The sequence below is a fragment of the Streptomyces albus subsp. albus genome, assembly GCF_000719865.1.
Lineage (GTDB): Bacteria > Actinomycetota > Actinomycetes > Streptomycetales > Streptomycetaceae > Streptomyces > Streptomyces albus_E.
Window position 1 is genome coordinate 1 of sequence record NZ_JOID01000010.1, and the last position, 25,062, is coordinate 25,062.

At 72.1% G+C, this 25,062-nt stretch carries 24 protein-coding genes; 11 read left to right on the forward strand and 13 right to left on the reverse strand.

The genetic code is table 11. From position 1 onward, the window contains the following. The 3 genes from IF83_RS31170 to IF83_RS0112040 all read right to left on the reverse strand — a co-directional run. A partial coding sequence (locus tag IF83_RS31170; protein ID WP_158711034.1) for a S1 family peptidase occupies positions 1 to 1,278 on the reverse strand: 1,278 nt, incomplete at its 3' end. 327 nt (positions 1,279 to 1,605) lie between these two features. Continuing rightward, complete coding sequence (locus IF83_RS0112035) at positions 1,606 to 2,007, reverse strand: barstar family protein (RefSeq protein ID WP_030544111.1); 402 nt, start codon at positions 2,005 to 2,007, stop codon at positions 1,606 to 1,608. A 168-nt stretch (positions 2,008 to 2,175) separates the two neighbouring features. Beyond that, positions 2,176 to 3,291, reverse strand: a complete 1,116-nt coding sequence (locus tag IF83_RS0112040) for an MFS transporter (protein WP_244177033.1) — start codon at positions 3,289 to 3,291, stop codon at positions 2,176 to 2,178. On the opposite strand from IF83_RS0112040, the gene IF83_RS34725 reads away from it, so the two are divergent. Further along, complete coding sequence (locus tag IF83_RS34725) at positions 3,259 to 3,456, forward strand: hypothetical protein (protein ID WP_244177040.1); 198 nt, start codon at positions 3,259 to 3,261, stop codon at positions 3,454 to 3,456. The genes IF83_RS0112040 and IF83_RS34725 overlap by 33 nt on opposite strands. A gap of 123 nt (positions 3,457 to 3,579) precedes the next feature. Here the strand turns inward: IF83_RS34725 and IF83_RS0112045 are convergent, their stop codons facing one another. The 3 genes from IF83_RS0112045 to IF83_RS0112055 form a co-directional block, all read right to left on the reverse strand. After that, on the reverse strand, positions 3,580 to 4,284 hold the full coding sequence (locus IF83_RS0112045) for a hypothetical protein (RefSeq protein ID WP_158711035.1): 705 nt from the start codon (positions 4,282 to 4,284) through the stop codon (positions 3,580 to 3,582). A gap of 164 nt (positions 4,285 to 4,448) precedes the next feature. Next, the gene (locus IF83_RS0112050; protein WP_030544114.1) at positions 4,449 to 4,715 is read right to left on the reverse strand and encodes a DUF397 domain-containing protein; all 267 of its coding nucleotides are present in this window, start codon (positions 4,713 to 4,715) and stop codon (positions 4,449 to 4,451) included. Further along, on the reverse strand, positions 4,712 to 5,554 hold the full coding sequence (locus tag IF83_RS0112055) for a helix-turn-helix domain-containing protein (protein WP_030544115.1): 843 nt from the start codon (positions 5,552 to 5,554) through the stop codon (positions 4,712 to 4,714). The genes IF83_RS0112050 and IF83_RS0112055 overlap by 4 nt, the downstream gene beginning before the upstream one ends. A gap of 385 nt (positions 5,555 to 5,939) precedes the next feature. Here IF83_RS0112055 and IF83_RS31175 point away from each other — a divergent pair, with 385 nt between their 5' ends. Then, the gene (locus IF83_RS31175) at positions 5,940 to 6,524 is read left to right on the forward strand and encodes a GNAT family N-acetyltransferase (protein ID WP_051722691.1); all 585 of its coding nucleotides are present in this window, start codon (positions 5,940 to 5,942) and stop codon (positions 6,522 to 6,524) included. 269 nt (positions 6,525 to 6,793) lie between these two features. Then, positions 6,794 to 8,161, forward strand: coding sequence for a Stk1 family PASTA domain-containing Ser/Thr kinase (locus tag IF83_RS0112065; protein WP_030544117.1), 1,368 nt, complete (start codon positions 6,794 to 6,796; stop codon positions 8,159 to 8,161). 92 nt (positions 8,162 to 8,253) lie between these two features. Here the strand turns inward: IF83_RS0112065 and cpt are convergent, their stop codons facing one another. Further along, positions 8,254 to 8,775, reverse strand: coding sequence for a chloramphenicol phosphotransferase CPT (cpt, locus tag IF83_RS0112070; protein ID WP_030544118.1), 522 nt, complete (start codon positions 8,773 to 8,775; stop codon positions 8,254 to 8,256). A 248-nt stretch (positions 8,776 to 9,023) separates the two neighbouring features. On the opposite strand from cpt, the gene IF83_RS0112075 reads away from it, so the two are divergent. Further along, positions 9,024 to 9,629 (forward strand): ATP-binding protein, encoded by a 606-nt coding sequence (locus tag IF83_RS0112075; RefSeq protein ID WP_394297319.1) that lies wholly within the window; start codon positions 9,024 to 9,026, stop codon positions 9,627 to 9,629. Positions 9,630 to 9,731: 102 nt separating this feature from the next. Here the strand turns inward: IF83_RS0112075 and IF83_RS33710 are convergent, their stop codons facing one another. Then, positions 9,732 to 10,061, reverse strand: coding sequence for a hypothetical protein (locus IF83_RS33710; protein ID WP_030544120.1), 330 nt, complete (start codon positions 10,059 to 10,061; stop codon positions 9,732 to 9,734). A gap of 307 nt (positions 10,062 to 10,368) precedes the next feature. On the opposite strand from IF83_RS33710, the gene IF83_RS0112085 reads away from it, so the two are divergent. The 7 genes from IF83_RS0112085 to IF83_RS0112115 all read left to right on the forward strand — a co-directional run bounded on the left by IF83_RS0112085 (position 10,369) and on the right by IF83_RS0112115 (position 18,915). Beyond that, complete coding sequence (locus IF83_RS0112085; protein ID WP_244177023.1) at positions 10,369 to 11,445, forward strand: PP2C family protein-serine/threonine phosphatase; 1,077 nt, start codon at positions 10,369 to 10,371, stop codon at positions 11,443 to 11,445. Positions 11,446 to 11,950: 505 nt separating this feature from the next. Further along, positions 11,951 to 12,592 (forward strand): DUF4956 domain-containing protein, encoded by a 642-nt coding sequence (locus IF83_RS0112090; protein ID WP_030544122.1) that lies wholly within the window; start codon positions 11,951 to 11,953, stop codon positions 12,590 to 12,592. Continuing rightward, on the forward strand, positions 12,589 to 13,419 hold the full coding sequence (locus IF83_RS0112095) for a polyphosphate polymerase domain-containing protein (RefSeq protein WP_051722692.1): 831 nt from the start codon (positions 12,589 to 12,591) through the stop codon (positions 13,417 to 13,419). Before IF83_RS0112090 ends, IF83_RS0112095 begins: the two co-directional genes overlap by 4 nt. Positions 13,420 to 13,634: 215 nt before the next feature. After that, positions 13,635 to 15,473: a CotH kinase family protein gene (locus tag IF83_RS0112100; protein ID WP_208605870.1), complete on the forward strand. Its 1,839-nt coding sequence runs from the start codon at positions 13,635 to 13,637 to the stop codon at positions 15,471 to 15,473. 385 nt (positions 15,474 to 15,858) lie between these two features. Continuing rightward, positions 15,859 to 16,953: a glycoside hydrolase family 43 protein gene (locus IF83_RS0112105; protein ID WP_030544125.1), complete on the forward strand. Its 1,095-nt coding sequence runs from the start codon at positions 15,859 to 15,861 to the stop codon at positions 16,951 to 16,953. A 186-nt stretch (positions 16,954 to 17,139) separates the two neighbouring features. Next, a complete protein-coding gene (locus IF83_RS0112110; RefSeq protein ID WP_158711036.1) occupies positions 17,140 to 17,703 on the forward strand; it encodes a peptidoglycan-binding domain-containing protein in 564 nt (187 codons plus the stop codon). A 186-nt stretch (positions 17,704 to 17,889) separates the two neighbouring features. Further along, positions 17,890 to 18,915 carry a serine hydrolase domain-containing protein gene (locus tag IF83_RS0112115; protein ID WP_208605871.1) on the forward strand — a complete coding sequence of 342 codons (1,026 nt, stop codon included), beginning with the start codon at positions 17,890 to 17,892 and terminating at the stop codon, positions 18,913 to 18,915. 146 nt (positions 18,916 to 19,061) lie between these two features. Here the strand turns inward: IF83_RS0112115 and IF83_RS0112120 are convergent, their stop codons facing one another. The 5 genes from IF83_RS0112120 to IF83_RS0112140 all read right to left on the reverse strand — a co-directional run bounded on the left by IF83_RS0112120 (position 19,062) and on the right by IF83_RS0112140 (position 24,882). Continuing rightward, on the reverse strand, positions 19,062 to 20,486 hold the full coding sequence (locus IF83_RS0112120) for a sensor histidine kinase (protein ID WP_158711037.1): 1,425 nt from the start codon (positions 20,484 to 20,486) through the stop codon (positions 19,062 to 19,064). Positions 20,487 to 20,508: 22 nt separating this feature from the next. Then, on the reverse strand, positions 20,509 to 21,186 hold the full coding sequence (locus IF83_RS0112125; protein WP_030544129.1) for a response regulator transcription factor: 678 nt from the start codon (positions 21,184 to 21,186) through the stop codon (positions 20,509 to 20,511). Positions 21,187 to 21,205: 19 nt separating this feature from the next. Further along, entirely contained in the window at positions 21,206 to 21,466 is a 261-nt protein-coding gene (locus tag IF83_RS0112130; RefSeq protein ID WP_030544130.1) for a hypothetical protein, read from the reverse strand. Positions 21,467 to 22,027: 561 nt separating this feature from the next. Beyond that, a complete protein-coding gene (locus IF83_RS0112135) occupies positions 22,028 to 24,247 on the reverse strand; it encodes an NADP-dependent isocitrate dehydrogenase (RefSeq protein ID WP_030544131.1) in 2,220 nt (739 codons plus the stop codon). A 326-nt stretch (positions 24,248 to 24,573) separates the two neighbouring features. Then, positions 24,574 to 24,882: a Rho termination factor N-terminal domain-containing protein gene (locus tag IF83_RS0112140; protein WP_030544132.1), complete on the reverse strand. Its 309-nt coding sequence runs from the start codon at positions 24,880 to 24,882 to the stop codon at positions 24,574 to 24,576. Positions 24,883 to 25,062: the final 180 nt, after the last annotated feature.

Consider the following 25,062-nt stretch of genomic DNA (forward strand, 5'->3'; position numbering starts at 1 on the left):
CTTCCTGCCGACCGCCCCGAACTGAGCCCCACCGGCCACCGCGGCCGCGAACTCCTCCGCCTCACCGCCCAGCACACGACGCGAACCCGCACCCTCGTCGAGGGTGAACCGCGCCTTGCCCGTGAAGGTGCTGTCACTCAGCCAGGAGGCGATGTTGTCGACGCGCGCCGCGACGGCGCCGGTGCCCTGCCCGGACTGCCCCAGGCAGCCGGTGTGGTCGGCGCGGCTCTGCACTCCGCTGATCAGTCCGTTGGCGTCAAGGACCGGACCGCCGGCGTCGCCCTTGCAGATCCGGCCCCCCGTCAGCTTCACGCCGGTGGCCGTGGTGGCGGCCTGTGTCACGCCGCTGCTGTGCGGGGTGCCCGGCACCCAGGCACTGCCGGTCCGGCCGTACCCGGCGGCGACGAGCGCGGCGCCGCCGGCGGGCGCGGTCGCCGCGAGGGCGGCGGGCTCGATTCCGGCGACCGGGGCGGACAGCCGGGCCAGCACCACGTCCCGGTCCTCGCGCGGGACCAGGTGGTTGATCCGGATCGGGGCCTTCCCGGCGAAGGAGGCCGTGGTGTCCCGCGCCGGCGCACCCGCCGGTACCGGCTTGGCCGGATCCTCGGTGAAGCAGCTCGCCGCCGTCAGCACCCAGGTCCTGTCGACGAGCGCACCGCTGCAGTTCCGGCCGCCCGCGTAACCCGGCTTGCCGATGGTGACCCGCGCCAGCCACGGGCGGGCGGCGTCACCGCCCAGGACCGCCCCGGGCTTGTCCTCGCCCACGCTGAGTTCCAGAAGGGTCGACTGGAGCTCCGGGTCGATTCCCTCACCCAGCGCCTTCCAGCTCCCGGGGTCGAGGTCAACCTCCTCGACCTTGGACTCGTTGGTCCTGGGATCCTCGGTGCGCACCGTCGCCATGACGTCGTCGCGGGCGTCGGACTTCGCCAGATAGGTCCGCTCGATCTCCATGGTCAGATAGCCCACCGGACCGGAGACGGCGAAACAAATGTTGCCGCTGGCTCGGCTGTTGATCCGCACCAGGTCGTCGCCGCCCGTCGCGCAGTCGGCCACCTGGATGTTCCCGTCGCCCGAGATGAGCTTCAGCCCCTTCTCGGCGAGCAGTTTGTCCCTGTCGGGATAGGCGAAGTCCTCCACCAGGGTGTCCAGTCCGTCACCCGGCTCCGCCCACGAGACCTGGGCCATCGGCCCAACGCCCCAGGCTGTCACCGCGGCCACCGCGGTGATCGTCGCCAGCACCGCGGACGTCGGCCGTCCGAGCATGCCACGTAGTCCCATCGAAAGGTTCCCCCCACACATGAACGTTCATCGATCAGGCATGCCGTGCGCCGAAACGTTCCGGCATACCTCACCCGGGTGCGCGTCACGGTGAGTCAGACCGGACAGCACCCAAGGCCGCGCCCCCTTGCGGGATGATCTCGGCGCAGCCGACTTATCTTCACCTCACATACACATCTTTCACAGGCACCTCACAGCCAATTTGGCGCCTCATTGGCCAAATCAGCTACCCCGAGGCCGAGTTGCGCGCAAGTCGCGCACGGCGGCGCGGGGGCCCCGGGCCCCGCGCACATCCGGAGCTCAACACCGCTGCTCATCGCGCGGCGGTCAAATCCCGATGTATACGCAGAATTCCGTGGGTCGACCCACGGCCGCGCGCTCGTCCGACAGAGACTCCGCCACGTCGCTCAGCACGTCCACGGCCGTTCGGAAGTCCTCCGGACTCGCCTCGGCGAACGAGGCCGCGTCCGGCCAGAGGACGACGACCCGACCGCGCTCCAGCGCGTGAACCCCCTCCCACAGCGAATCGGCGAGGGCGTCCCAGCTACGGGACCCCACGACGGGCGGGTCGAGGGGAAGCGTCCGCCGGGCGGCGTCGAAGAACGCGCCCCGTCCCGCTCGCCCCTCCGTGGACAGCCGGAAGAGAAGGCAGTCCTCGGCTGCGGCGGCGCGCACGACCTCGTGGGCCTCTTCCGGCCGTATGACCGTCACCCCGGCTGTCAGCTTCATCGCTGTCTCACTCCCGTGCTTGTCGGCGCCAGCGGACCACCTTGCCGGAACGGATCCGACTGTAGGGCGCCGGTCGGACGATTCGGCTCGACGACCTCGCCCGCTTCCCGAAATCCGGCGCCGGGCCCGCCGCGACTGCCCCGCGACGTCTCGGTAACGCCGCTCCTTCTACGGGACATCGGTGGCGCTCTCGTTCTCCAGAGTGCGGCGGACCAGCGCTCCCGTGCCCAGCAGGACGGCGATCCAGCAGGCGCTGAGCGCGAACGCCTGCCGGTGCCCGAGGCTCTCCGTGACGGCCCCGCCGACCGCGTTGCCGAGCGCGCCGCCCACCAGCCAGGCGCTCACCAGCAGGGTGTACGCCCTGGTCAGCGCGGCCCGGGGAGCCAGCGTGTCCAGCAGCGCGGAGGAGGCGATGGCGGACGGGCCGCCGCACATCCCCACCAGGAAGAGAGCGGGGAACAGCAGGGCGAGGCTGCTCGCGGCCCATGCCGCCAGGCCGGCCGTCACCGCCGAACCGGCCAGCGCCGCCAGCAGCAGCCGTGCCGGTGACCAGCGCCACCGGCGGGCGCCGAAGGCCAGCCCCGCGACGATCTCCCCGGCCGACACCGTCGCGATCAGCACCCCGCTGTCCGCGGCGGTGCCCAGGGCCAGGGCTGCGGCCGGTACGGCGACGAGGACGATGCCGGCCGAGAGTCCCGATCCCGTGGCGAGCAGCAGCAGGACGGCCAGACCACGGTTCCCGCGAACTCCGCCGCCCCCGTCGGATGTTCGGGCAGGGCTCCAGCCCCGGGAGGCTCTCGTCGTGGAGAAGAGCAGCGCCGCCCCACCGGCCAGGAGTCCGCCCGTCACCACGGCCGCGCCCGGCCCCGCCAGCACGAGCAGCAGCGACGTGATCAATGGCCCGCTCAGCAGAGCGAGTTGGAACAGCACCGCCAGCAGCGCGTACCCGGCCGTGCGGGCCTCGGCCACCGGGAGCGACTCGGCCAGCAACACTCTCATGCTGCCGGTGGTCGCCGGAATACAGGACCCCATCCCGGCACTGGCCGCGACGGCGAACCCCTGCCAGGGCACGGCGGGCGCGGCGGCGACCAGCAGGACACCCCAGGCCGCGCAGGCCGTCCCCACGGGCGCGAGGATCCTCGCCTGGCCATACCGGTCGATGAGCCGGCCCTGCACCGCCATCCCGGCGGCGTTGCCCAGGCCGAACGCGGCCGCGGCCAGGCCACCGGCGGCAAGCGAGCCGGTCAATCGGTGAACGTACAGGAGCAGCGCCAGGCCCAGCATGCCGATGGGGAGCGCGCCGAGCACCGTGGCGGCAAGCGGGACCCGGAGAACGGAAGCCCTGAGAACGTCGAGATAGCCCTGCATCTGGGCATGCCCTTCCAGGCAGGCCCACCCACCCGGGAGCCGGACTCCCAACGACCCGCCGTCACGGAGGACGGCGGCTGACACGTCCAGACCTTACGGCCACCACCGGAGCCACCTCAAGGGCGGTTCCCTGGGCGCTTCGCCGATTGCGCCGTCCCCAACCCGCCGTGCGGCACGCCGGGTCGGCCTCAGCGGGCCGGCCCGTCACCAGTACGGAGGGTCAAAGGGCACGCTGCCGTTCTGGCGGTAGTAGGCGCGTACCAACGAGATGCGGGCGACTCCGCGGCCTTCCGCCACCGCGCGCTCCGCGGCCTTCCGTCCGGCGAACGTCCGCCGCTCTCGTTCGTACTGCTCGGCGCCCTCGAAAAGGGGCGCGGCGTCCAGGAGGTGCAGTTCACCCCGGTCCCGGACCAGGGTGACGACGAGACGGTCGCGGGTCCGGGGATCGCGGTACTCGTACCGTTCGGAGGTGGAGCTGTAGTCGGGAGCGAACGGCACCCGTGAGCCTGTCCACTGGTCGCCGGCGAGCGCCTTCGCCCATTCCTCGCCCACCGTGCGCGGGTCGCCGTCGAAAACGGCATACCGTTCCAGCCGCCACTGGCAGCTCAGCGGGCCGGCGGGTTCGCCCTCGAAGGGGATGTGACGAAGGCAGCGGTCCGCCGCCGCAGTGCCGAGTTGTCGCGGTGCTCCCGGCAGGGCACTGACGGCCCGCTCCAGGCGGCGTTCCCCCTCCGCCTCCGCCGTACGGCTCGCCGCGTCCACCGCATCGGCCCGGGACAGGAAGGCCATCGCCTCCGTCACCCTGGCGTAGCCGTACCATCCCGTTGCGGCCAGACCCGCCACCACGGCCGCGGCCACTGCCGCACGGACTCTCCGGCGCCGCACCTGCGGCCTTGCTGTGCTTGCCATGTCTGGATCCTCGCAAGCCCATGTCACCGAACGGCCACGGGGCCGTCCTCCTTCGGAAGCCGTCCGAAGACCGTCTCCCGGGCGATCCAGCCGAGAGATGACTCAGGCATGCCTTTGCCCTGCACCGCATTCAAGGGTGCAGGGCAAAGGAGGTACGGCGAGTGTCAGACGTCCGCGCGGGATGCGAAGCCGACGAAGGAAGCCCAGGCGCCCGGGCCAACCGCGAGGCCGGGCCGGGCTATGTTCTTGGAGTCCCGCACGTGGATCGTGTGAGGGCACGCAGCGACCTCAACACACTCTCCGCCCTCGCCACTGCTGTAGCTGGACTTGCGCCAGGACATGGCGACCTCAATACATTCGCCGCCCTCCTCGCTGCTGTGGCTGCTCTTGAACCAGGCCAAGGCAGCCGCCCCAGATCCCGCAGTGATCATGTCTCCCCTAGCAATTTCTCGATGAAGGCCATCGACTCTCGTGGGGTGAGTGCTTGCGCTCGCAGGATGCCGTAGCACTCCTCGATCTCGCGGACTGCTCTGCGGTCCACGAGGAGTCGGCTCTCCTTCAGCACCTCCACGTAGGCGATCCTCCGGCCTTCCCTCGTTTCGAGCAAGGTGAATGGACCAGCCAGTGCCGCATGCTCGCGACGATCCGTCGGCATGACTTGCACTTCAACGTTCCTGTGCCGCGCTCGCACTAGAGCCTGTTCCAGCTGGCCCCGCATCACAGCAGTCCCTCCGATAGGACGACGCAGCACGGTCTCCTCTACAACGAAGCTGATCGTCGGCATTGGCTTGCGAGAGAAAATCTCTTGGCGCGCCAACCGAGCGGCCACACGCTGCTCAATGAGCTCGTCGTCCAGCAACGGGCGACGCATCCCGAACACGGCTCGTGCGTACTCTTCCGTCTGCAACAGGCCCGGCATGGCCTGGTTGGCGTATACGTGCAGTGCTACGGCCCCGGCTTCCAGCTTGACGACCCCGCGGAAGAACGCTGGGAACTGGGCCTTCTCCACCTCCTCCTTCATCTCCTGGAGGACCCCGCCCGCATCCAGCAGTTGATCGGCCTCGTCGATGAACCGGGGCGGCGGCACGCGCCGGCCCTGTTCGAAGGACGCGATGGTCGACGCCGTATATCCCGTCGCCCGGCCGAAGTCCGGTCGCTCCACGCCCGCCCGCACCCGGAACCGCTTCAGCTGGCGCCCGAACACGCGCAGCGTCCCCGAGTTCTGCTCGCACACCAACTCCGTGCCCTCGTCCGGCTCTTGTTCACTCATGCCTTTACCTCCACGGCCGCCAACGCACCCCCGCACGTCGGGACACGGCGCATGGTGCGTACACCTCCGGGCGGGCGCTGACACATCCCCGGTGTACGCGCCCACCACGCCGCCACCGTAGAAGTGAACTAATCGGCATGTCCTATGAACAGCAGACATTCCCACTTGTGGGCGGTATTGGGCCATCGCGCACATAGGGCTCCGTGCAAGCGTCTGCCGAGGGCACGCGACCTCGGGGCCGGCGTCTCGGTTGCGTTCGGCCTCGCTCGGGCAGGTCACGCGGGCCTTAACCAGTTGGCGGCACCCGTGAGCAGGGATCTAGCGTGGGCTCAACCGTCACGGTCACCATCACGGCCACCTTCACCCCCACCGCCCGGGAGTCCGCGTGCGCACCGTCACCGCCTCGATGTTCACCTGTCCTCTCGGGGACGACGCCGTCCTCATCCCCCGTACGCCCGCGATCGCCGCCGCCTATCACGAGGTCTTCCTGGCCAATTACGAGCGGATCACCCGCTGGAACCCGACCGCCGGGGACGCGCCCTCCCCCGAGGACACCCGGCGGACTCTCGCCGAGGCGGGGCGGGCCTGGGTCGAGGGAACGCGGCTTCCGCTGGCCATCGGGGTGAAGGCGGAAGGTGGTTGGCGGCTGGTCGGTTCGGTCGGCCTGGAGGTCGACAGCGCCGCCGGAACGGGCGAGGCCGGTTACTGGCTCGACGCCTCCGCCGAAGGGCGCGGCCTGGCCACCCGGGCCATGTCGGCGCTGCTCGACGAGGCGTTCGGCCCTCTCGGTCTGCACCGGGTCGAACTGCGCATCGACCCCGCCAACGAGCCCAGCCGGAAGATGGCGCGGCGGTTGGGCTTCACGCAGGAGGGCGTGCTGCGCGAGGCCCTCGCCTTCGCCGACGGGTGGCACGACGAACTGGTCTACGGCCTGCTGGCGGAGGAGTGGCGCGGCGCCACACGCGGCTGACGCGGAGGGTGGCGGCTCCGCCCGCCGTTCCGCGGTGCGCCCGTCGTCGGACCCGGGGGACGCAGGCGGGACGGCCGGGACGCCCCCCTCCTCGGCGGCGGCCCCGGCCAACGCGCCGGCGTGCAGGCAGCCGTGAGGGCGAGCCCGGACACGGAACCCGGCACGAAACCCGCGTGCCCGCTCCGGCGGCGTCCGGGCAGACGGCGGCTCCGCGCCGGCGACCCCGTACCGGTGCGGAGCCGCAGGTCAGCGGCGGTTAACATCCCCGCATGTCCGAGACTGCCGCGCAGCGCCTCCTGCGCCATGACGCACGCACGGCCGCGGCCGCCGCCGTCGAGACGTGCCTCTCCGGGGAGGAGACGGTGAAGGCGCTGCTGGCGGCGCTGGAACCCCGCGAAGCCGTCCGGGCCTTGTACCACGACTCCTGGGGTTACGCGGCGCTCACCGACCACGGTCTCGTCCTGCTGTCCGGCTCCTGGACGCACCGGGTGACCCGTGTGCCCGAGCCGCTGCGGATCCTCCGCCGCGCGCACGGGGTGCTGGACTCCACCGAGATCCTCGTCGGCGGGAAGCCGCACAGGCTGTGGGGCTCGAAGATCGATCCGAAGGGGGAACTCCTCGCCGCCAGGGGGGAACTGCTGCCCGCGGACTCCCCCTTGCGCCCCGGCCGGGGACAGCGCTTCTTCGCGCGGGTACGCCGGCCGTCCGTCGTCCTGGCCGCGGCCGCGGCTGTGGTGTTCTTCGCCGTCCAGGACCCGGGCTCGGGCGGTGAGACGGCCGTGGCGCGCGAATCCGTCGCCACACCGGACCGCAACCGGCCGACCACCCTGGCCGTACCCGACTTCCACGGGGATCCGCTCACCACAGCGGTGGTGCGGGCCCGCCCCGATGCGTGGCGTTTGGTCTCGGCGGCCGACGCCTCGTCCGCCGACCGGCCCGTGAAGACCACGGATACCGGCTGGCGGGTCTGTTTCCAGCGGCCCTCCGGCAAGGAGACGGTCGTCCCGTCCGCCACGGCGCTGACGCTGTACGCGGTCCCGGAGCGGGAGAAATGTCCGGAGCGGCTGCACGGCCCCCGCCGGGCCGTGATGCCGGATCTCGTCGGCGAGCGGTCCGAGGACGCCCTGCGCGCTCTCGGTGAGCTCGGCTTCGACCACGTGATCCGCTTCCACGCGCACACCGGCAAGCAGCTGGACGACGAGCCGAGCGACTCGGCCGACTGGCGGGTGTGCCGTCAGCGGCCGAAGCCGGACACCGAGGTCTCGACGACGGCACAGACGAACCTGTGGCTGATCCGTCCCGGCACCGACTGCACCGCTCCCAGCCCGAAGCCCAAGCCGAAGCCCAAGCCCAAACCGGAGCCGGAGCCGGAGCCTGAGCCGGGCTTCCGGATCCCGGAGGGCTTCACCACGGGCAGCACTTCCGGGGGCAGCACCGGCGGCTCCACCGGGAGCACAGGGTCCACCGGCGGAAGCTCCACCGGCGGCTCGGGAGGCGGCACCGGCGGCCAGACCGGTGTCCAGTTCGGGCAGTACTGCTCCCCCGTGGGTGCCATCGCGACGACCTCCGACGGACGGCCCGCGAAGTGCTTCATGGGCAAGGACGGGCAGGCCCGCTGGGGGTACAACTCCGGCTGAGGCCGCACCCGCACGGTGCGGTTCACCGGCCTGGGGCCGGAGCGGCCGGCGGACCTCCGGGCGGGTCCGGGCGGCCGGGGCCCGTCCCGCGATCAGCTGACGTGGGCGGCGATGGTCCGGGCACAGGCCAGGGACTCGGTATGTGTCGTGTCCACTTCCACGTCGTAGACGACCCCCTCGTGGACCAGCTCCGCCTGGGCCGCGGCCATCCCCTGGACGCGGTCTCCCCGGGCGACCTCACGGCCCGAGGCGACCGCGCTCTCGCACCTGACGCCGACCCACAGCACGGCCAGCCCGTCCGCGGCCTTCCGCCACCGCTGCTGGGACGCCGCTCCGCCGAGGAAGACGTCGTCGACGATGATCCCGGCGCCCGCCCGGGCCATGGCCGCGATGCCCTCCATCCAGGCCGCCTCAAGCGCCCGGAAGTCCGCCCCGACGCTCACCCCGCCGTCCGCCCCGAACGCGATCCCCTCGTCCGACGCCTGTGTCTTCGCGGGCACGGCGTCGATGAACGAGTCGATCCCGAAGGCCAGCCAGGGGTCCGGCAGTACGGCCTGGAGACACCGCACGATCCCGGACTTCCCCGAGCTGGAACCACCGTTGAGAATGATCATCTGCGTCGTCACCGCGCCACGATAAGGCGCTTGCCCCGACGGAACGGAACGAATATCGGTGCACATCTCTGCTGCCGCACTCGGTACACGCCCCGGCCACGGGACCGGGGCTTTTGCGCGGCGGCGGCCGTCGGTGTCCTCGGCATGGCGCACACCGCGCCGACACGCGCCCGGTGCCCGCGCACGGTTACGGAAAGTCAGCGCGTCCCTGCTTCCCCCGAGCCGCGCGGGGCGGAACCGTGAACGTCATGAACAGCGCACTTCCGCACCCCAACGCCCCCCTCGCGACCGGCGGAACCACCGCCGAAGCCGCCCCGGCCGCCACCCCCGCCGCGCCCGCCGCACCCGCCGCACCCGCCGCACCGGAAACGCCGCCGCCCCTGCGGGAGTTCGGCATGTGCTTCACCGCCACCCCGCGCGGGGCGCGGCTCGCGCGGCGGCTCGTCTCGCACCGGCTGCACGAATGGGGCCACCCGTACACCTCGCGGGTCAACGAGACGCTGACCCTCGTGACCGGCGAGCTGGTCGCCAACGCCGTCCGCCACGGCCGCGTCCCGGGACGGGACTTCCGGGTGCGCCTCACGGAGACCGCCCGTGCCCTGCTGCGGGTGGAGGTTTCCGACACCCGCGCCGAGCGGGTGCCGCCGCGCTCCCCCGCCGAACCACCCGGGGACGCCGAGTCCGGACGGGGCCTGCTCCTGGTTTCCCGCCTCGCCGACGGCTGGGGCGTCACCGAGCGCTCCGGGGCTCCCGGCAAGACGGTCTGGGCGGAGCTGGCGGCGGGCGGCGGGCCGGGCCGCGCGCGCCAGGAGTGCTCCACGGCTCCGCACCGGGCCGGGCGGAGCCACCGGTGAGCGGCGGGCCGGCCACGCCGACGGGACGTCGACACCCTCCACTCCGTGTCACCGCTGAGCAGAGGGCGGAGCCGTTTGCTGGCGCACGGCAGGGCTTGTGGCTCACTCGTCCACGCCGCGGCCCATGTCCGGGTCGATGTCCTCCGCGGCCGGAGCGTTCACCATCCGCTGGTGCAGGTAGCGGCCCCGGATCTCGTCCGTGGTCAGCGCTTCCCACCCTTCCGGCAACTCCTCGCCCGTCTGCCGGAGCTCGGCCGCCCACGCCTTGACGAGACCCGCCCGAGTGGTCGGTATCTGCGACGCCGCCGACTGCGGCATCCCTGCCGTCACCGGAGGTTCCTCGTCCCCCTGAACGGCCGCCGCCGCGAACCCCAACGCGCCACCCGCGACGAACGCCGCCACGGCTGTGCCCCATACCTGCCTGCGCGTCATCCTTCTCCCCTCCCGAGCCCCACCGACCGGTACCGTGCCACAGCTCGGCGAGGCGGACGACAACCGGGCGCGGGAGCCGCGCCGGCCCCACCGCCGGAGGTGATGCGGCGCCGCTGCTTCGACACACCCCGTGGTACGCCGCTCCGAGTCCGCCAAAGATCCGCTCCCCTGGAAGGATCGGGCCATGGTCCGTCCGTTCCCTTTCGTGAACTCCGGCGTCCGGCCCCGCCCGAGGCGGCGAGGACGCACGCCCTCTCCGGCGGAAGCGCTGGAGAGGAGACGGCGGCTCCGGTGGCTGCCCGCCGCGGTGATCGCGGGCGCACTCGTGCTCGACGTGGCCACCCCGGGGGGCATCAGTGTGTTCCCGCTCCTCGCGGCCGCCCCGAGCGTGGCCGCGCCGCTTCTGTCCCTGCGCGGCACGATCGCCACCGGTGTGGCCGCGACCCTGGTGGGGTCCGAGGTGCTGTACCTGGCGAGGGAACCGACCCAGGAAAGCTTCGTGGCGCTCACCAGCCTGGTCCTTCTCACCGTCACCGCCGCGGTGATCAATGTGCTGCTGACGCGGGACCGGCGGCAGTTGCGGACGAGCCGTGAGGTGGCCGCGGCGGTGCAGCGCGCGGTGCTCCCCGATCCGCCGCCCCGGGTGGGACGGCTGGCCGTGGCCTCCCGGTACGAGGTCGCCCACGAGGAGGCCGCCATCGGAGGCGACCTCTTCGCGGTCAAGGAGACCCCCTACGGCGTCCGGTTGCTCCTCGCCGATGTGCGCGGCAAAGGGCTTGAGGCGATCCGTACGGTCAACGCCCTGCTCGGCTCGTTCCACGAGGCATGCGTCCACCGCCCGGATCTGCCAGGTGTCGTCCGGCAGTTGGAGGAGCGGATGCAGGACCTCATCGGACAGGCGACCGGGGAGGAGGGCGAATCGTTCGCCACAGCCGTCGTCGCGGAGTTCCCCCCGGGCAACTCCGTGGTACGCGTCGCCAACCGGGGCCACGCGGCGCCGCTGCTGGTCCACGACGGCGGGGTGAGCCCGCTGGAACCGGGCGTACCGTCACTGCCGCTGGGCCTGGGCGCCCTCGGCGGCGACGACGTGCCGGTCGACCGGTTCGAGCTGCCCGCCGGAGCCACTCTGGTGCTGTTCACCGACGGCATCGACGAAGCCCGTGACGCGAACGGCGTCTTCTTCGATCCCGTTCCGGTGCTGGCGCGGCGGTTCCCGCCCGATCCGGACGCCGTGCTCGACGCCCTCCTCACCGCCGTCGTCCGGCACACCGGCGGGACTCTGCAGGACGACGCGGCCCTCCTCGCCGTCACCCCGGACGGGGGCTCCGTCACCGCGGCGGGGCGGCGGCGCGACGTGGTGACGAACCCCGGGCGCGGCCGGTAGTCCCGCCCGTCCCTTCATGCACATCAGCCAGCCCTCTCCTCGGCGCGCAATTTCGTTCCGGAAACTTTCCGGTAACCCAGCTCCGCGCGGACCCCCCGGACGGCAACCGGAGTCGTCTCCTCAGCCGGGCGCACGCCATGGGCGCAGCGGCTGAGCTGGGCCGCCAGAGGGTGGGGAGGGCGTCCTGAGGCCCCGGACCACATTGGAAACTTTCCGATAACCGCAGCGCGACCAACAGTTCCGGTCACCTTCGAACGTGACCCCCGCCACAGTGACGTTCGGCCCGCCGACCCATGGCCTGAGCTGCCGCGACGCCCGGCGGACGAGGCGCCGAACGACTCCGCGGACCGCCGGTACCCCGAACGTGACCTGCGTGTTTCCCGGATCATGATGGGCCGGAAGTGAATGGCGGCGGCAGTAGTACCACATTTACCGTTCATGTCATCGCCAGGCCGGTGCTGGTTCACCGCGCGTACACCCCCCACATCACCGGAAGGGACCCGCCATGGCCCAACCTGTCCTTTTTCTCTGCGATATCGCCGCAGTGAGCCTCCTGGTGTTCGGCCTCTACTTCCCACGCCACCGCCGCCGCGACCTGGTGGTGGCCTTTCTCGGCGTCAACGTCGGTGTGCTCGCCGTCGCCAGCTCCCTCAGCAGCAGCGGCTCCAGCACCGGACTCGGCCTGGGCATGGCCCTCTTCGGCGTCCTGTCGATCATCCGGCTCCGCTCCACGGAGCTCGACCAGCACGAAGTCGCCTACTACTTCTCCGCGTTGGCGCTCGGCGTCCTCGGCTCCATGGTGACCGGCAACGTCTGGCGGTCCGCCGGGCTGATGGCGCTGATCCTGGTGGTGCTCTACGTGGGCGACCACCCGCGGCTGCTGCGCAGCTACAGACGCCAGGTCATGGTGCTGGACACGGCGCTGCCCGACCACACCGCGCTGGTGGCCCATCTGGAGAACACCCTCGGGGCCCGGGTCCACTCGGCCACCGTGCATCGGCTCGACCTGGTCAACGACACCACCGTGGTGGACGTGCGCTACCGCAGCGTGCCCGCCGGCCGCGGCGCCAAGGGCGACACCACGTCCCGGACCGGGCCGGCTCCCACCGCCGGCGCCGGCGCGTCCCCGCTGACGGTGCGGCCGTGAGCACCCCCGCACCGCTCGGTGCCGCGCTCGGCGAGCTGCCGCCCATCGGGCTGGACGAACTGCTCGCCTGCGCCATGCTGCAGACCCGCGTCGACCGCAAGTACGTCCTGCCGGCCGATGCGCTGAGCGCCCTGCTGACCCGCTTGCCGGCCGACACGAGGGTCCTGGAGATCGACGGCGACCGCCGGTTCGCCTACCGGTCGCTGTACTTCGACACCCCCGACCTCCTCAGCTACCGGCTGACCGCGCACCGCCGGCGCCGCCGCTTCAAGATCCGCACCCGCGTCTACGAACAGTCCGACGAGTGCTGGCTGGAGGTGAAGACCCGCGGCTCCCGCGACAACACCGTCAAGGCGCGCCTGCCCTACGCGCCGGACGAATACGACACGCTCGTCCCCGGACGGCGTTTCGTCGACACCACCCTGGCCGGGAACCGCATCGAGGGCAGCCACCGGTTCACCTTCGTGCCGACGCTGACCACCCGCTACCACCGCGCCACCCTCTACCTCCCGGGCACCAACAGCCGCGTCACCATCGACACCGGGCTGACGTGGCAGGACGGCGACCAGGAGCTGCGCCTGCCCCACATGGCGATCGTGGAGACCAAGACCGGCTCCACGGCCTCCCCCGCCGACCGGCTGCTGTGGCAGAACAAGTACCGGCCCAGCCGCATCTCGAAGTACGCCACCGGCCTCGCCGCGCTGCGCCCCTACCTGCCGGCCACGCCCTGGCGCCGCACACTGCGCCGGGAGTTCCACGGGGCCGGGCCGGCCGGTGACACGTGCCGGCCGGCGAGGGAGCTGTCCGGCGCCGGCGCGGTCGGCTGACGTTCCCGCCGAGCCGACGGGCCACCGCCACCGCCCGGCACCCGCACAACGCCCCCCTCGGCGGGAGCCAGGGGAGCGAAGGAGCACCGGCGACGGTGCTCACCAGCACGTACGGCACATACACGTACACAGGTAAAGGAACGCGGGCCCGGCGGCAGCGGACGATGTCTGCCGCCGTCGTGCCGTGCCCCTTTCGCGAATCGAGGTGTTGCTCTGTGCGCAGAAAACGGATGGGCACGGTGGGCCTGCTGGCCGCGGTGTCCCTGGTCATGACCGGCCTGGCCGGTCCCGCCGGCGCGAGCGGTGATCCCGCGCCACCCGACAGATCCTGGGCCCAGGAGGCCCGGGCCGCCGAGAAGACGGGGCCCGCCAAGGCGTCCGACACCGGCGCGGCCGCTCCCACCAAGGCCACCAAGGCCGACATCGCCGCCGGCGAGCAATCGGCGGAGGACCTCACCGGGGACATCACCTTCTCCACCCCGGGCGGCACCTTCCAGAACGAGGTGTCCGTCTCCCTCGGCACCACCATCGCCGACGCCCAGATCCGCTACACCACCGACGGGCAGCTGCCCACCGCCTCGTCGACGCTGTACTCCGGCCCGCTGCGCCTCACGAGCACCACGCAGCTCCGCGCCCAGGCCTTCGTGAACGGGACGGCGAGCGGCGACCCCGGCACAGCCGTGTACGTTGCGCGCAGCGTCAACGCCAACCACGATCTGCCGCTCCTCGTGCTGGACGCCTACGGCGCCGGCAAGCCGGACCGCGAGTACCGGGACGTCGCCGCTCTGCTGATGGAGCCGCAGGGCGGGACCACCTCGCTCGGCGCGGCTCCGGCGGTGGCCACCCGCGCCGGCTTCCACCTGCGCGGGCAGTCCTCGGCGAGCTTCGAGAAGGCCCCGTACCGGATCGAGTTCCGCGACAACGCGGACAAGGACGCCGACTACCCCGTGCTCGGCATGCCGGCCGACTCCGACTGGGTGCTGCGCAGCCCGTTCCCGGACAAGACCCTGGTCCGCGACGCCTTCGCGTACACCCTGGGGCGGGAGATGGGGCTGCAGACGCCGCGTCACCGGTTCGTCGAGGTGTATCTCAACCTGGACGGCGGCCCCCTGGGCGCCGACGACTACCAGGGCGTCTACGTGCTCGACGAGAACATCAAGGTGTCACCGGACCGGCTGGACATCGCCAAGCTCAAGAAGGGCGACCTCACCGAGCCGGCCGTCACGGGCGGCTACGTCATGAAATTCGACGCCTGGGCGGCCGAGGAGCCGAAGCTGCCGTGCACCGGGCAGGAGTGCTGGTCGGATCTGGAGGTCACGGAACCGAACGATCTCCAGCCCGAGCAGAAGACGTGGATCACCCAGTACGTCCAGAAACTCCACAACGCGCTGCGCAGCGCCAACCCCTCCGATCCGCAGACCGGTTACCCCGCCTATATCGACGTCGACTCCTTCGTGAACCTGATCATCCTCAATGAGATGGGCCGGCAGGGCGACTCCTATCTCCGCAGCATGTACATGTACAAGGACCGGGGCGGCAAGCTCACCGCCGGGCCGCTGTGGGACTACGACCTCGGCTTCAACGCCATCCCCAACGGCAGCCCGGTCGACGGCTGGCAGTTCCAGCCGTTCTTCGGCTTCGGCACCACCGACTGGTTCCTGAAACTCATGCAGGACCCGTCGTTCAACCAGAAGGTGCAGGCCCGTTGGCAGGAGCTGCGCAGCGGCGTGCTGTCCGACGCGCAGCTGCGCAACCGGGTCACGCAGCTGACCTCGCCGCTGGCGAACGGGGCCCAGCGCAACTTCCAGAAGTGGCCCAACCTCAACACCAGGCAGGTCGGGCCGTTCCAGACCCAGACCACCCAGACCTGGCAGGAGCAGCTGACGCTCATGCAGAACTGGCTGGTGCAGCGGGCGGCCTGGATCGACTCCTCCGGCTGGGAGGTCGGTGAGACGGGTACGCCGCCGTGGCCGCCGGCGGCGGGCGCGCAGAAGGCACCGCTGCTGCCGCATCTGCGGGCGGCGGCCGAGCGGCGGGAGGGTTCCTCCGGCTGAGGAACCGGCACCGTCCGCACCCCAGCGGCACCGCGGCACCCTGCGGCACACACCGCACACCGCCGCATCGGCAACGGGGCCGCCGGCGAACGCCGGCGGCCCTCGGCCGCATCCGCGTCGGCCGCATCCGCGGCAGCGGCGCACGGCGAGCGGGCCGGAATCCGCCAACGGGGTTCCTTCGGCGCGGTGTTGACCGCCCGTCCCGCGCGCGCATACTGGCGGGCAGCGACGCGCGGGCCCTGCTCCGCTCGCTGCTCCCGCACACCGGCCGTTCCGCAGCCCTTCCACAGCAACTCGGCAGCAACTCAGCGGGAACTCGGCACGTCGCAGCACTTCAGCGGTTCAGCACCCCTCCCCCACACACAGGTTCGGGAAAGTGGGACGTATGCCCGGGACCCCCCGCCCCTCGCGCCGCGGCTTCACCGCCGCCGCGCTGACCGGCGCCCTCACCCTCCTCCTCGCCCTCCTCACCACGACCACCGGCCCCCCGGCCGCCGCCGGTCCCCGGGGCGCGTCCGCCGCCGAGCCGTACGCCGGATACGTCTTCACGTACTTCACCGGTGAGGGCACCGCCGACGGCGAGCAGGTGCACCTGGCACTGAGCGAAGGCAACGACCCGCTGCGCTGGCGGGAGCTGAACGGCGGTGCCCCGGTGCTGCGTTCCACGCTCGGCGACCGGGGCGTGCGGGACCCGTTCCTCATCCGCTCCCCGCAGGGCGACCGCTTCTATCTGATCGCCACCGACCTGCGCATCTACGGCAACGGCGACTGGGACCGCGCCCAGCGCCACGGCAGCCGGTCCATCATCGTCTGGGAGTCGTCCGACCTGGTGACCTGGTCGCCGCAGCGCTCCGTCCAGGTCTCCCCGCCCACGGCCGGCAACACCTGGGCCCCCGAGGCGTACTGGGACGAGAGCCGCGGCCGGTACGTCGTCTTCTGGGCGTCCAAGCTGTACGCGGCCGACGACCCGCAGCACACCGGCGGCAGCCACAACCGCATGATGTATGCGACCACGACGGACTTCCGGACCTTCAGCGAGGCCCGGGTCTGGCACGACCCGGGCCACTCGGTGATCGACTCCACCGTGATCCGGCACCAGGGCGTCTACCACCGCTTCACCAAGGACGAGCGGAACCAGAGCGAGTCGGCCCCCTGCGGGAAGTTCATCGCCCAGGAGCGCTCGGCCGATCTGCTGGCTGCCGCTTGGAGCCCGGTGGCGGACTGCATCGGCCGCGAGGGTGCGGCGGGCCCGGGCATCAGCCGCGGTGAGGGCCCGGCGGTGTTCAAGTCGAACACCGAGGAGAAGTGGTACCTGTTCATCGACGAGTTCGGCGGCCGCGGATACGTACCGTTCGAGACCACCGACCTCGCCTCCGGCCGCTGGACGATGTCCCCGTCCTACGACCTCCCCTCCTCGCCCCGCCACGGCACCGTCGTCCCGGTCACCCGCGCCGAGTACGACCGGCTCTCGGCCCGGTAGAAGGTCCCGGCCCCGGCCGCCGGGCCGGAACCGGCTGAAAATTTCAACTCGCCGCGGGCGGAGGGTCGCTGCCGCCTACAATCGCCAACGAGTCCACCGGCCGACGGCCGGAGCGGAAGACGGGGGGAGCGCCGTATCGCGGGTGGCACCGGACCGGCCGCCTCAGCGAAGGAAAGGCTGGCAACGATGCCTGTGGGGCAGCACAAACACGCGGCCCGGCTACCCCGGCGGTGGCGCGGGCGCCTGCTGTCGGCCGCCGGGGTCGCGGCCCTGGCGCTGCTGGCGTTCGCCCTGGTCCGGATGCTCGGCGCACCGATCGACCCGCCCAAGTCCCCGACGATCCAGGCCAAACCCAGCCCGGTTCCGTCCGCCACCGCGACCGTGACCGCCCAGCCGTCTCCCGCGCCCGTGGTCACCACCACCGTCGCGCCGACCGCCCCGCCGCCGCGGATCGGGCCGAGTTCCGCCCCGCCGTCCCCGTCGTCCCCGCCGGAGGCCGGCGGTTCCTCCGGAACGCCCGGCACCGGGGATTCCGCGCGGACGATGCGCCGCGGGGACGAGGGCGCCGAAGTGCTGAGCCTGCAGCAGCGCTTGCGCGAGGTCGGGATCCAGACCGCCCCTCTGAACGGGACGTACGACCAGCCGACCGAGGCCGCGGTCCAGAACTACCAGGCCATGCGCCGCATCGAGGCCGACCCGGCGGGCGTGTACGGGCCGGCCACCCGCAGCGCCCTGGAGGCCGAGACCTGAGGGCGATTGGTTCCTTGGTTGTTCCTGTCGCCTCACCACCCCTTCCGCGAGCCCCCCATCAGGCGGACGCCTGCTGCACAATCGTTGCCGATCCATCACGAACGTTCTTTCTGCGAGGTGTGTGCGGTGACGGCTGCGACAACTGACAGATTTGATCCGGAATGTCTGGAAAATGTCGTATCCGGAGTGGCGGAAGACGAGGGGTTCTCCGGCACGGTCCGTGTCACCAGGCAGGGGCAGCCGGTCTTCACCAGATCGTTCGGAATGGCATCACGGCGATGGTCCGTACCGAACACGTCCGACACGGGCTTCCGGGTGGCGTCGGTGTCCAAGATGTTCACCGCGGTGGCAGTCCTGCAGCTCGTCGAGCGGAAGCAGGTCCGCCTGGACGACACGCTGCTGGGCTTCCTGGAGGACCACATGCCCCGGCTCGATCCACGGATCACGGTCCGCCACGCCCTGACGATGACAGCGGGTATCGGTGACTGGTTCGAGGAGGGCAGCGACGACTGGGAGGCCGAATGGGCCGCCCTGACCGCATCACATCCGCTCTATCTGCTGCGCGGGAACAAGGACTATCTGCCGCTGTTCGCCGGCAAGCAGCCCCACTTCCCGCCCGGAGAGCGGTATCTCTACAACGGCGCCGGCTACATCCTGCTCGGTCTGCTCATCGAAGCGGTGACCGGCCGCTCCTACGAGGAAGTCGTCACCGGCGACGTCTTCGCCCGTGCCGGCATGGCCACGGCCGGTTTCCCCGCCCTGGACAACCTGGGGCCGGACATCGCCGACGGGTACCTCACCGCCGCCGGCGGCCCCACCCCGTACCGGACGAATCACTACGCGACCACGCCCTGCGCCGCCGCCGATGGCGGAGCCACCTGTACCGCCGCCGATCTGACGGCCTTTGCCCACGCACTGCGTCACGGGCGGCTGCTGAGCGAGGAGATCACGCGCCTGGCGTTGACCCCGCAGGTCGACGAGCGCGAGGAGAAGGTCCGCGGCTACCGGTGGAAGTACGGCTTCGGTCTCACCCACATCCTGGACGACGAAGGGTCCGTTGTCCGCTGGGGTCACACCGGCGAGGAGGACGGGGCCAGCGCCCGCCTCTACCACTACCCGCGACAAGACCTGGACGTGGCCGTCCTCGGCAACGTCAGCTGGTGCGCGGGCGCCATGGGGTGGGCCGTCCACGACGCCATCATCGGCATCTGAGACAGGCGTACCGCCCGCCCCTGCCACTCAAGCCCTGATGCCGGGACGACCTGGCCGGATCGTCCGGGGCGCGGGGCACGCCCAGGGGTGGTTCGTGGGCGCGGGTGCGGATCCGCCGCCGCCTGACAGCGCGCGGGCGGGCGGAGCTAGCTCTCCGCCGTGCCGTCGCCGGCCGCCGTGCGGTGCGGGGCACCGGCCGTGTTCCCGGACGTGTTCCGCCGGCTGTTCCGGCCGCCGGCTCTCCGGTGGCCGTTGCCGCCCGCGTCCACGGCTCCGCCGTCCGGTACGGGGCCGAAGACCATCGTGACGCGGGCCCCGCCCCACGGGCTGCGGTCGACCACCAGGCGCCCCCCGGCGGCCTCGGCCGCCTTGGCGGCGATGTCCAGGCCCAGGCCGCTCGATCCGCCCTCGCTCGCGCCGCGCGCCGCCGCGAGGGCCGGGCTCTCGATGCCCGGGCCGGCGTCCTCCACCACGAGGCGGGGGGCGCCCGACAGCAGGCCCGCCCGCACCCCCCAGCCCGTGCCCGGCGGCGTGTGCCGGAAGACGTTGCCGACCAGCGCGTCGAGCGCCGCGGTCAGGTCGTCCGCCGGGAGGTCCACCGGCAGCGGACCGCGCCCCAGCCACACCTGGCACTCGCGGCCCTGGGCCTCGGCCAGCGCGGACCAGAACTCCATCCGGCCGCCGACCACCGCCGGCAGATCGCTGGACCCGCGGCCGGGCAGCCGCTCCCGCGCCGGTCCGCTCCGCGTGGTGCTGATCAGACTCGTCACCTCGCGGTCGAGAGCCGCCAGCCCGGCGCGGAGGCGGGAGTTGGCGGGGACGGCGAGCAGATCCGCCTCCAGCCGCAGGGCCGTCAGGGGGGTGCGCAGCCGGTGTGAGAGGTCGGCCAGCAACTCCCGCTCGGCGCGCATCAGTTCGTCGATGCGGTCGGCCATGGCGTTGAAGGCCCGGCCCACGCGCCGGACCTCGCGCGGCCCCTCGACCGCGACGCGGACGCGGAAGTCGCCCTCGCCCACCGCCGTGGCGGCGCGCGCCAGGTCGGTGGCGGACCGGTTGAGCCGGCGTGCCATGCGGTCGGCGCCGGTCACCGAGATCAGGGTCAGCGCGGCCACGGCCCCGGCGAGAACGAGCCAGGCCGTGAGCACGCCCTCGGAGCGCTCCTCCGCCCGTACCGCGGACTCGACCACGGCCGTTCCGCCATTCGGCAGGGAGACGGGCAGCAGCAGGACCTCCTCGCGGCCGGGCGGCCGGACCCACAGGGCGCGCCGCCGCTCCGCCGCACGCTCCGCGTACGAGGCCGGGGCCGGGCAGCGGCCGACCACGCCGTCGTCGAGGCGGACGCAGGTGGACCGCGCGTCGTCGCCGGAGCTGCGCCAGGCGGCCGCCAGTTCGTCGCGGTCCCGGGTGGCGCCGAGGACGGTCACGAGGGTCGCCGCGCGCCGTTCCGAGGTCTGCTGCGCGCGTTCGGCCGACTGCTGGCGCGCGAAGAACGCCAGGGGCAGCGCGAAGGCGAGAGCGGTGAGCAGGGAGATGCCGAGGGAGAGCCGGGCGTGCCAGCCGCGCAGCGTCATGGCGTCCGCCACCCTTGTGCCGTCATGACCGGGGCGCCTCCAGCCGGAGTCCGACGCCCCGCACGGTGTGGAGATAGCGGGGCGCGGCGGCGGTCTCCCCCAGCTTGCGGCGGAGCCAGAAGAGGTGGACGTCGATGGTGCGTTCGTAGACGTCGCTGCCGCGCCAGACCTCGGTCAGCAGTTCGCGGCGGGTGACGACCGCGCCCGCGCGCCGGGCCATGTAGGCGAGCAGGTCGAATTCGCGCCGGTTGAGTTCGATGGTCTTCCCCTTCAGGGTGACGCCGCGCGCCTGGAGGTCCAGGACGAGGTCGCCCACCTGGAGCCGGGAGGGCGGGGCCTGGCCGGACCTGCGCAGCACGGCGTGCACGCGGGCGGCCAGCTGCTCGCTGGAGAACGGTTTCACCAGGTAGTCGTCGGCGCCGTCGCGCAGCAGCCGGACGATCTCCGACTCCTCGCTCCGCGCGGTCGCGATGATGACGGGGACGCGGCTGACGGCGCGCAGCATCCGCAGCACCTGGCTGCCGTCCAGATCGGGCAGTCCGAGGTCGAGGACGACGAGGTCGGGGACGGGCGGGGTGATGCGGCGCATCAGCTCGATGGCGGTGCCGACCGCCGTGACGTCGTAACCCGCGGCGGTGAGGGAGCGGGTCAGCACGTCACGGACCAGGTCGTCGTCCTCGACTACAAGTACCGTGGGCATGCCGGAACGGTAGACGAACTCAGCCCGGGAGACCGGCAGTCGGCGAGGAAACACTGTGATCGGGGCCGTTCCAGGGGGAGATGACGAGTTTCTCCACCAGCAGCGCCGCTCCCCGCCGGTGGCGGAAGGCCGGCGCTCCGGCGGCGCGGTCGAGGGCGACGCGCCGGGCGAGCCGGGGGTGCGAGGCCTCCACCACATAGAGCTGGACGCCGGGTATCCGGCCGCCGGGCTCGCCGGGTTCGTCGCGCAGCGTGGGAATGCTGACGATCCACTTGGTCATCCCGGGACGCTCCTTCCGCTCGTTCTTCCGGGCGTGCCGGGCGTGCTCGCGGAGCGTTCCGGGTGCGGTGACGGGCGGCCGTCGGTCCCCGCGGCACCCTCGCACATGGTCCTTACCGTCCCTTCGTCGCCACGTCCGCCCGGTGGTGCCCGGGCGGTGGTGAAGTCCAGCGGTCGCGCGGTGCCGCCCCGGAGGGCCCGGCCCCCGCGGGGGCGGGCGGAGGGCCGGGCCGGGGCCGGGGGCGTCTCCCGGCCGGGTGCCGTCCGTCCGGCCGGGAAGCCGGCGCACGGGGGTGGCGCTTCCCGGGCGGACGGTGCGGAGGGTGCGTCCGATGGAGGGTTTCGGTGACCGCACCCCGAGCGGCGGTCTTCATCATGCCGAAGGGAACGGCGTGTCATGGGGCGGGTCCGGGCGGAAAAATCCAGGGAGAACGTGCAGTAATACGCAGTTAACACAGCGGCGCCGGGCCCGTCCCCGGACCGGTCCCCGACCGGTCCCCGGACATGCGACCGCCCCGGCCGGGCGGGATGCCGGCCGGGGCGGAGCCTCACGGGTGCCGGGTCAGCTCAGGTTCGCCAGCGCCTGGTTGAAGGTCTTCGACGGGCGCATGACCGCCGAGGCCTTGGCCGGGTCGGGCTGGTAGTAGCCGCCGATGTCGGCCGGGGAGCCCTGCACCGCGACGAGCTCGTCGACGATGGTCCCCTCCTGGGCGGCCAGGGTCTCGGCGAACGGCGCGAACGCCTCCGCGAGCTTCGCGTTCTCCGTCTGCCGCGCCAGCTCCTGGGCCCAGTACAGGGCCAGGTAGAAGTGGCTGCCGCGGTTGTCGATGCCGCCGAGCTTGCGGCTGGGCGACTTGTCCTCGTTGAGGAACGTGGCGGTGGCGCGGTCGAGGGTGTCGGCGAGCACCTGGGCGCCCGCGTTGCCCGTGGTCTGCGCCAGGTGCTCGAAGCTCACCGCGAGGGCCAGGAACTCGCCCAGGCTGTCCCAGCGCAGGTAGTTCTGCTGGACGAGCTGCTGGACGTGCTTGGGCGCCGAGCCGCCGGCACCGGTCTCGAACAGCCCGCCGCCGTTGATGAGCGGGACGACCGAGAGCATCTTGGCGCTGGTGCCCAGCTCCAGGATCGGGAAGAGGTCCGTCAGGTAGTCGCGGAGGACGTTGCCGGTGACGGAGATGGTGTTCTCGCCGCGGCGGGTGCGCTCCAGCGAGTACGCGGTCGCGTCGACCGGGGACATGATCTCGATGGTCAGGCCCTCGGTGTCGTGCTCGGGCAGGTACGCGCGGACCTTCTCGATGAGGTTGCGGTCGTGGGCGCGGCTCTCGTCCAGCCAGAAGACGGCCGGGTCGCCGGTGGCGCGGGCGCGGGTGACGGCGAGCTTGACCCAGTCGCGGATCGGCACGTCCTTGGTCTGGCACATGCGGAAGATGTCACCGGCGGCGACGCTCTGCTCCAGCACGGTCTCGCCCTTGCCGTCCACGGCGCGCACGGTGCCCGCGGCCGGGATCTCGAAGGTCTTGTCGTGGCTGCCGTACTCCTCGGCCTTCTGCGCCATCAGGCCGACGTTGGCGACCGAGCCCATGGTGGACGGGTCGAAGGCGCCGTTGGCACGGCAGTCGTCGATCACGGTCTGGTAGACGCCGGCGTAGCTGCTGTCGGGGATGACGGCGAGCGTGTCGGCCTCCTCGCCGTCCGGGCCCCACATGTGGCCGGAGGTGCGGATCATGGCCGGCATGGAGGCGTCGACGATGACGTCGCTCGGCACGTGCAGGTTGGTGATGCCGCGGTCGGAGTCGACCATGGCCAGCGCGGGGCCGTCGCCCATCTCGGCCTCGAAGGACTCCTTGATCTTCGCGCCCTCGGGCAGCGCGTCGAGGCCCTTGTAGATGGCGCCGAGGCCGTCGTTGGGGCTGAGGCCGGCGGCGGCCAGGGTCTGGCCGTACTCGCCGAAGGTCTTCGGGAAGAAGGCGCGCAGCACGTGGCCGAAGATGATCGGGTCGGAGACCTTCATCATCGTGGCCTTGAGGTGCACGGAGAACAGCACGCCCTCGGCCTTGGCGCGGTTCACCTGGTCCGCGAGGAACGACCGCAGGGCCGCGGCGCGCATCACGGCCGCGTCCACGACCTCGCCGGCCAGCACGGGTACGGACTCGCGCAGGACGGTGACGGAGCCGTCCTCGCCCGCCAGCTCGATGCGGAGCGCGCCGTCCTCGGCGATGACCGCGGACTTCTCGGTCGAGCGGAAGTCGTTCTCGGCCATGGTGGCCACGTTCGTCTTGGAGTCGGCCGACCAGGCGCCCATGCGGTGCGGGTGCGCCTTGGCGTAGTTCTTCACCGAGCCCGGGGCGCGGCGGTCGGAGTTGCCCTCGCGCAGGACGGGGTTGACGGCGCTGCCCTTGACCTTGTCGTAGCGGGCGCGGATGTCGCGCTCCTCGTCGGTCTTGGGGTCGTCCGGGTACGCCGGGAGCGCGTAGCCCTTCTCCTGGAGCTCGGCGACGGCGGCCTTGAGCTGCGGGATGGAGGCCGAGATGTTCGGCAGCTTGATGATGTTGGCGCCGGGGGTCTTCGCCAGCTCGCCGAGCTCGGCGAGGGCGTCGTCGATCCGCTGGTCGTCCTTGAGGTACTCCGGGAAGACGGCGATGATCCGGCCCGCGAGGGAGATGTCGCGGCTCTCCACGGTGACCCCGGCCTTCGAGGCGTAGGCCTCGACCACCGGCAGGAACGAGTAGGTCGCCAGGGCCGGGGCCTCGTCGGTTTGCGTGTAGATGATGGTCGAGTCAGTCACCTGGTGCTCCGCTCCACGTCACGTCGATAACATTGCTCGACATCAAGATATCTCCTGACCGCCGGTGTCACGACAGGGCCCTGCCGGGTGCGGCGGCGGGTTCCGCCTCCGGCGGTCGCCACGGGACGGCGGGGGCGGCGGCGAGCGGCGGGCGTACGCGGCCGGGCGGCCACCGGACCGCCCGGGGCGCCCCTCCGCCGCGGCGCCGAGCCGTGCGCCCGGGTACCGGACGTGCGGCACGGTCACGGTCGGCGACGACCGTCACGGCCGGTCACACCGGCCCGGGGTACGGACGAGGGGGGCCGTGCCGCTGCCGCTGCCGCTGGTCAGCGGCCGAGCGCCCGGGCGAGTTCCTGCTTGTTCATCGAGGAGCGCCCCTCGATCCCCCGCTTCTTGGCCTCCGCGTAGAGCTCGTCCCGCGTCTTCGAACCACCGGAGCCCTTGGAGCCGCCGGAACTCTTGGAGCCACCGGAGCTGCCACTGCTCGACTTGGCTTCCCCTGCCTGCGCCCGCTTCTTGTTCACCGTCCGGGCCGCCAGCTCCTTGGCCCGTCCAGTGGAGGCACCGCGCTTCTCGGCGCCCTCCTTGATGTGCTCGTACTGCCGCTCACGCTTGGATCCGGACTGACCCGGCATGGTTTCTCCTCCTTCGGCACTCTTGTTGCGTCTTGTACGCGGGTACCCCGGGCGAAGTTGATAACCCGCCCGGGGGTGACCTCGGACGCCACCGGGCCCGCCCACCGGTACAAGCGGCCGGTGTACCGGCGAGCCGGGCCGCTGTCGGCCCCGGCGGCAGTAACCGGACGTGCGTCGATC

Coding starts and splice junctions, on each gene's coding strand:
- IF83_RS0112035 (WP_030544111.1), bottom strand. CDS start 2,007: ATGAAGCTGACAGCCGGGGTGACGGTCATACGGCCGGAAGAGGCCCAC.
- IF83_RS0112040 (WP_244177033.1), bottom strand. CDS start 3,291: ATGCTGGGCCTGGCGCTGCTCCTGTACGTTCACCGATTGACCGGCTCG.
- IF83_RS0112045 (WP_158711035.1), bottom strand. CDS start 4,284: ATGGCAAGCACAGCAAGGCCGCAGGTGCGGCGCCGGAGAGTCCGTGCG.
- IF83_RS0112050 (WP_030544114.1), bottom strand. CDS start 4,715: ATGATCACTGCGGGATCTGGGGCGGCTGCCTTGGCCTGGTTCAAGAGC.
- IF83_RS0112055 (WP_030544115.1), bottom strand. CDS start 5,554: ATGAGTGAACAAGAGCCGGACGAGGGCACGGAGTTGGTGTGCGAGCAG.
- IF83_RS0112065 (WP_030544117.1), top strand. CDS start 6,794: ATGTCCGAGACTGCCGCGCAGCGCCTCCTGCGCCATGACGCACGCACG.
- cpt (WP_030544118.1), bottom strand. CDS start 8,775: ATGATCATTCTCAACGGTGGTTCCAGCTCGGGGAAGTCCGGGATCGTG.
- IF83_RS0112075 (WP_394297319.1), top strand. CDS start 9,024: ATGAACAGCGCACTTCCGCACCCCAACGCCCCCCTCGCGACCGGCGGA.
- IF83_RS33710 (WP_030544120.1), bottom strand. CDS start 10,061: ATGACGCGCAGGCAGGTATGGGGCACAGCCGTGGCGGCGTTCGTCGCG.
- IF83_RS0112090 (WP_030544122.1), top strand. CDS start 11,951: ATGGCCCAACCTGTCCTTTTTCTCTGCGATATCGCCGCAGTGAGCCTC.
- IF83_RS0112105 (WP_030544125.1), top strand. CDS start 15,859: ATGCCCGGGACCCCCCGCCCCTCGCGCCGCGGCTTCACCGCCGCCGCG.
- IF83_RS0112110 (WP_158711036.1), top strand. CDS start 17,140: ATGCCTGTGGGGCAGCACAAACACGCGGCCCGGCTACCCCGGCGGTGG.
- IF83_RS0112120 (WP_158711037.1), bottom strand. CDS start 20,486: ATGACGCTGCGCGGCTGGCACGCCCGGCTCTCCCTCGGCATCTCCCTG.
- IF83_RS0112125 (WP_030544129.1), bottom strand. CDS start 21,186: ATGCCCACGGTACTTGTAGTCGAGGACGACGACCTGGTCCGTGACGTG.
- IF83_RS0112130 (WP_030544130.1), bottom strand. CDS start 21,466: ATGACCAAGTGGATCGTCAGCATTCCCACGCTGCGCGACGAACCCGGC.
- IF83_RS0112140 (WP_030544132.1), bottom strand. CDS start 24,882: ATGCCGGGTCAGTCCGGATCCAAGCGTGAGCGGCAGTACGAGCACATC.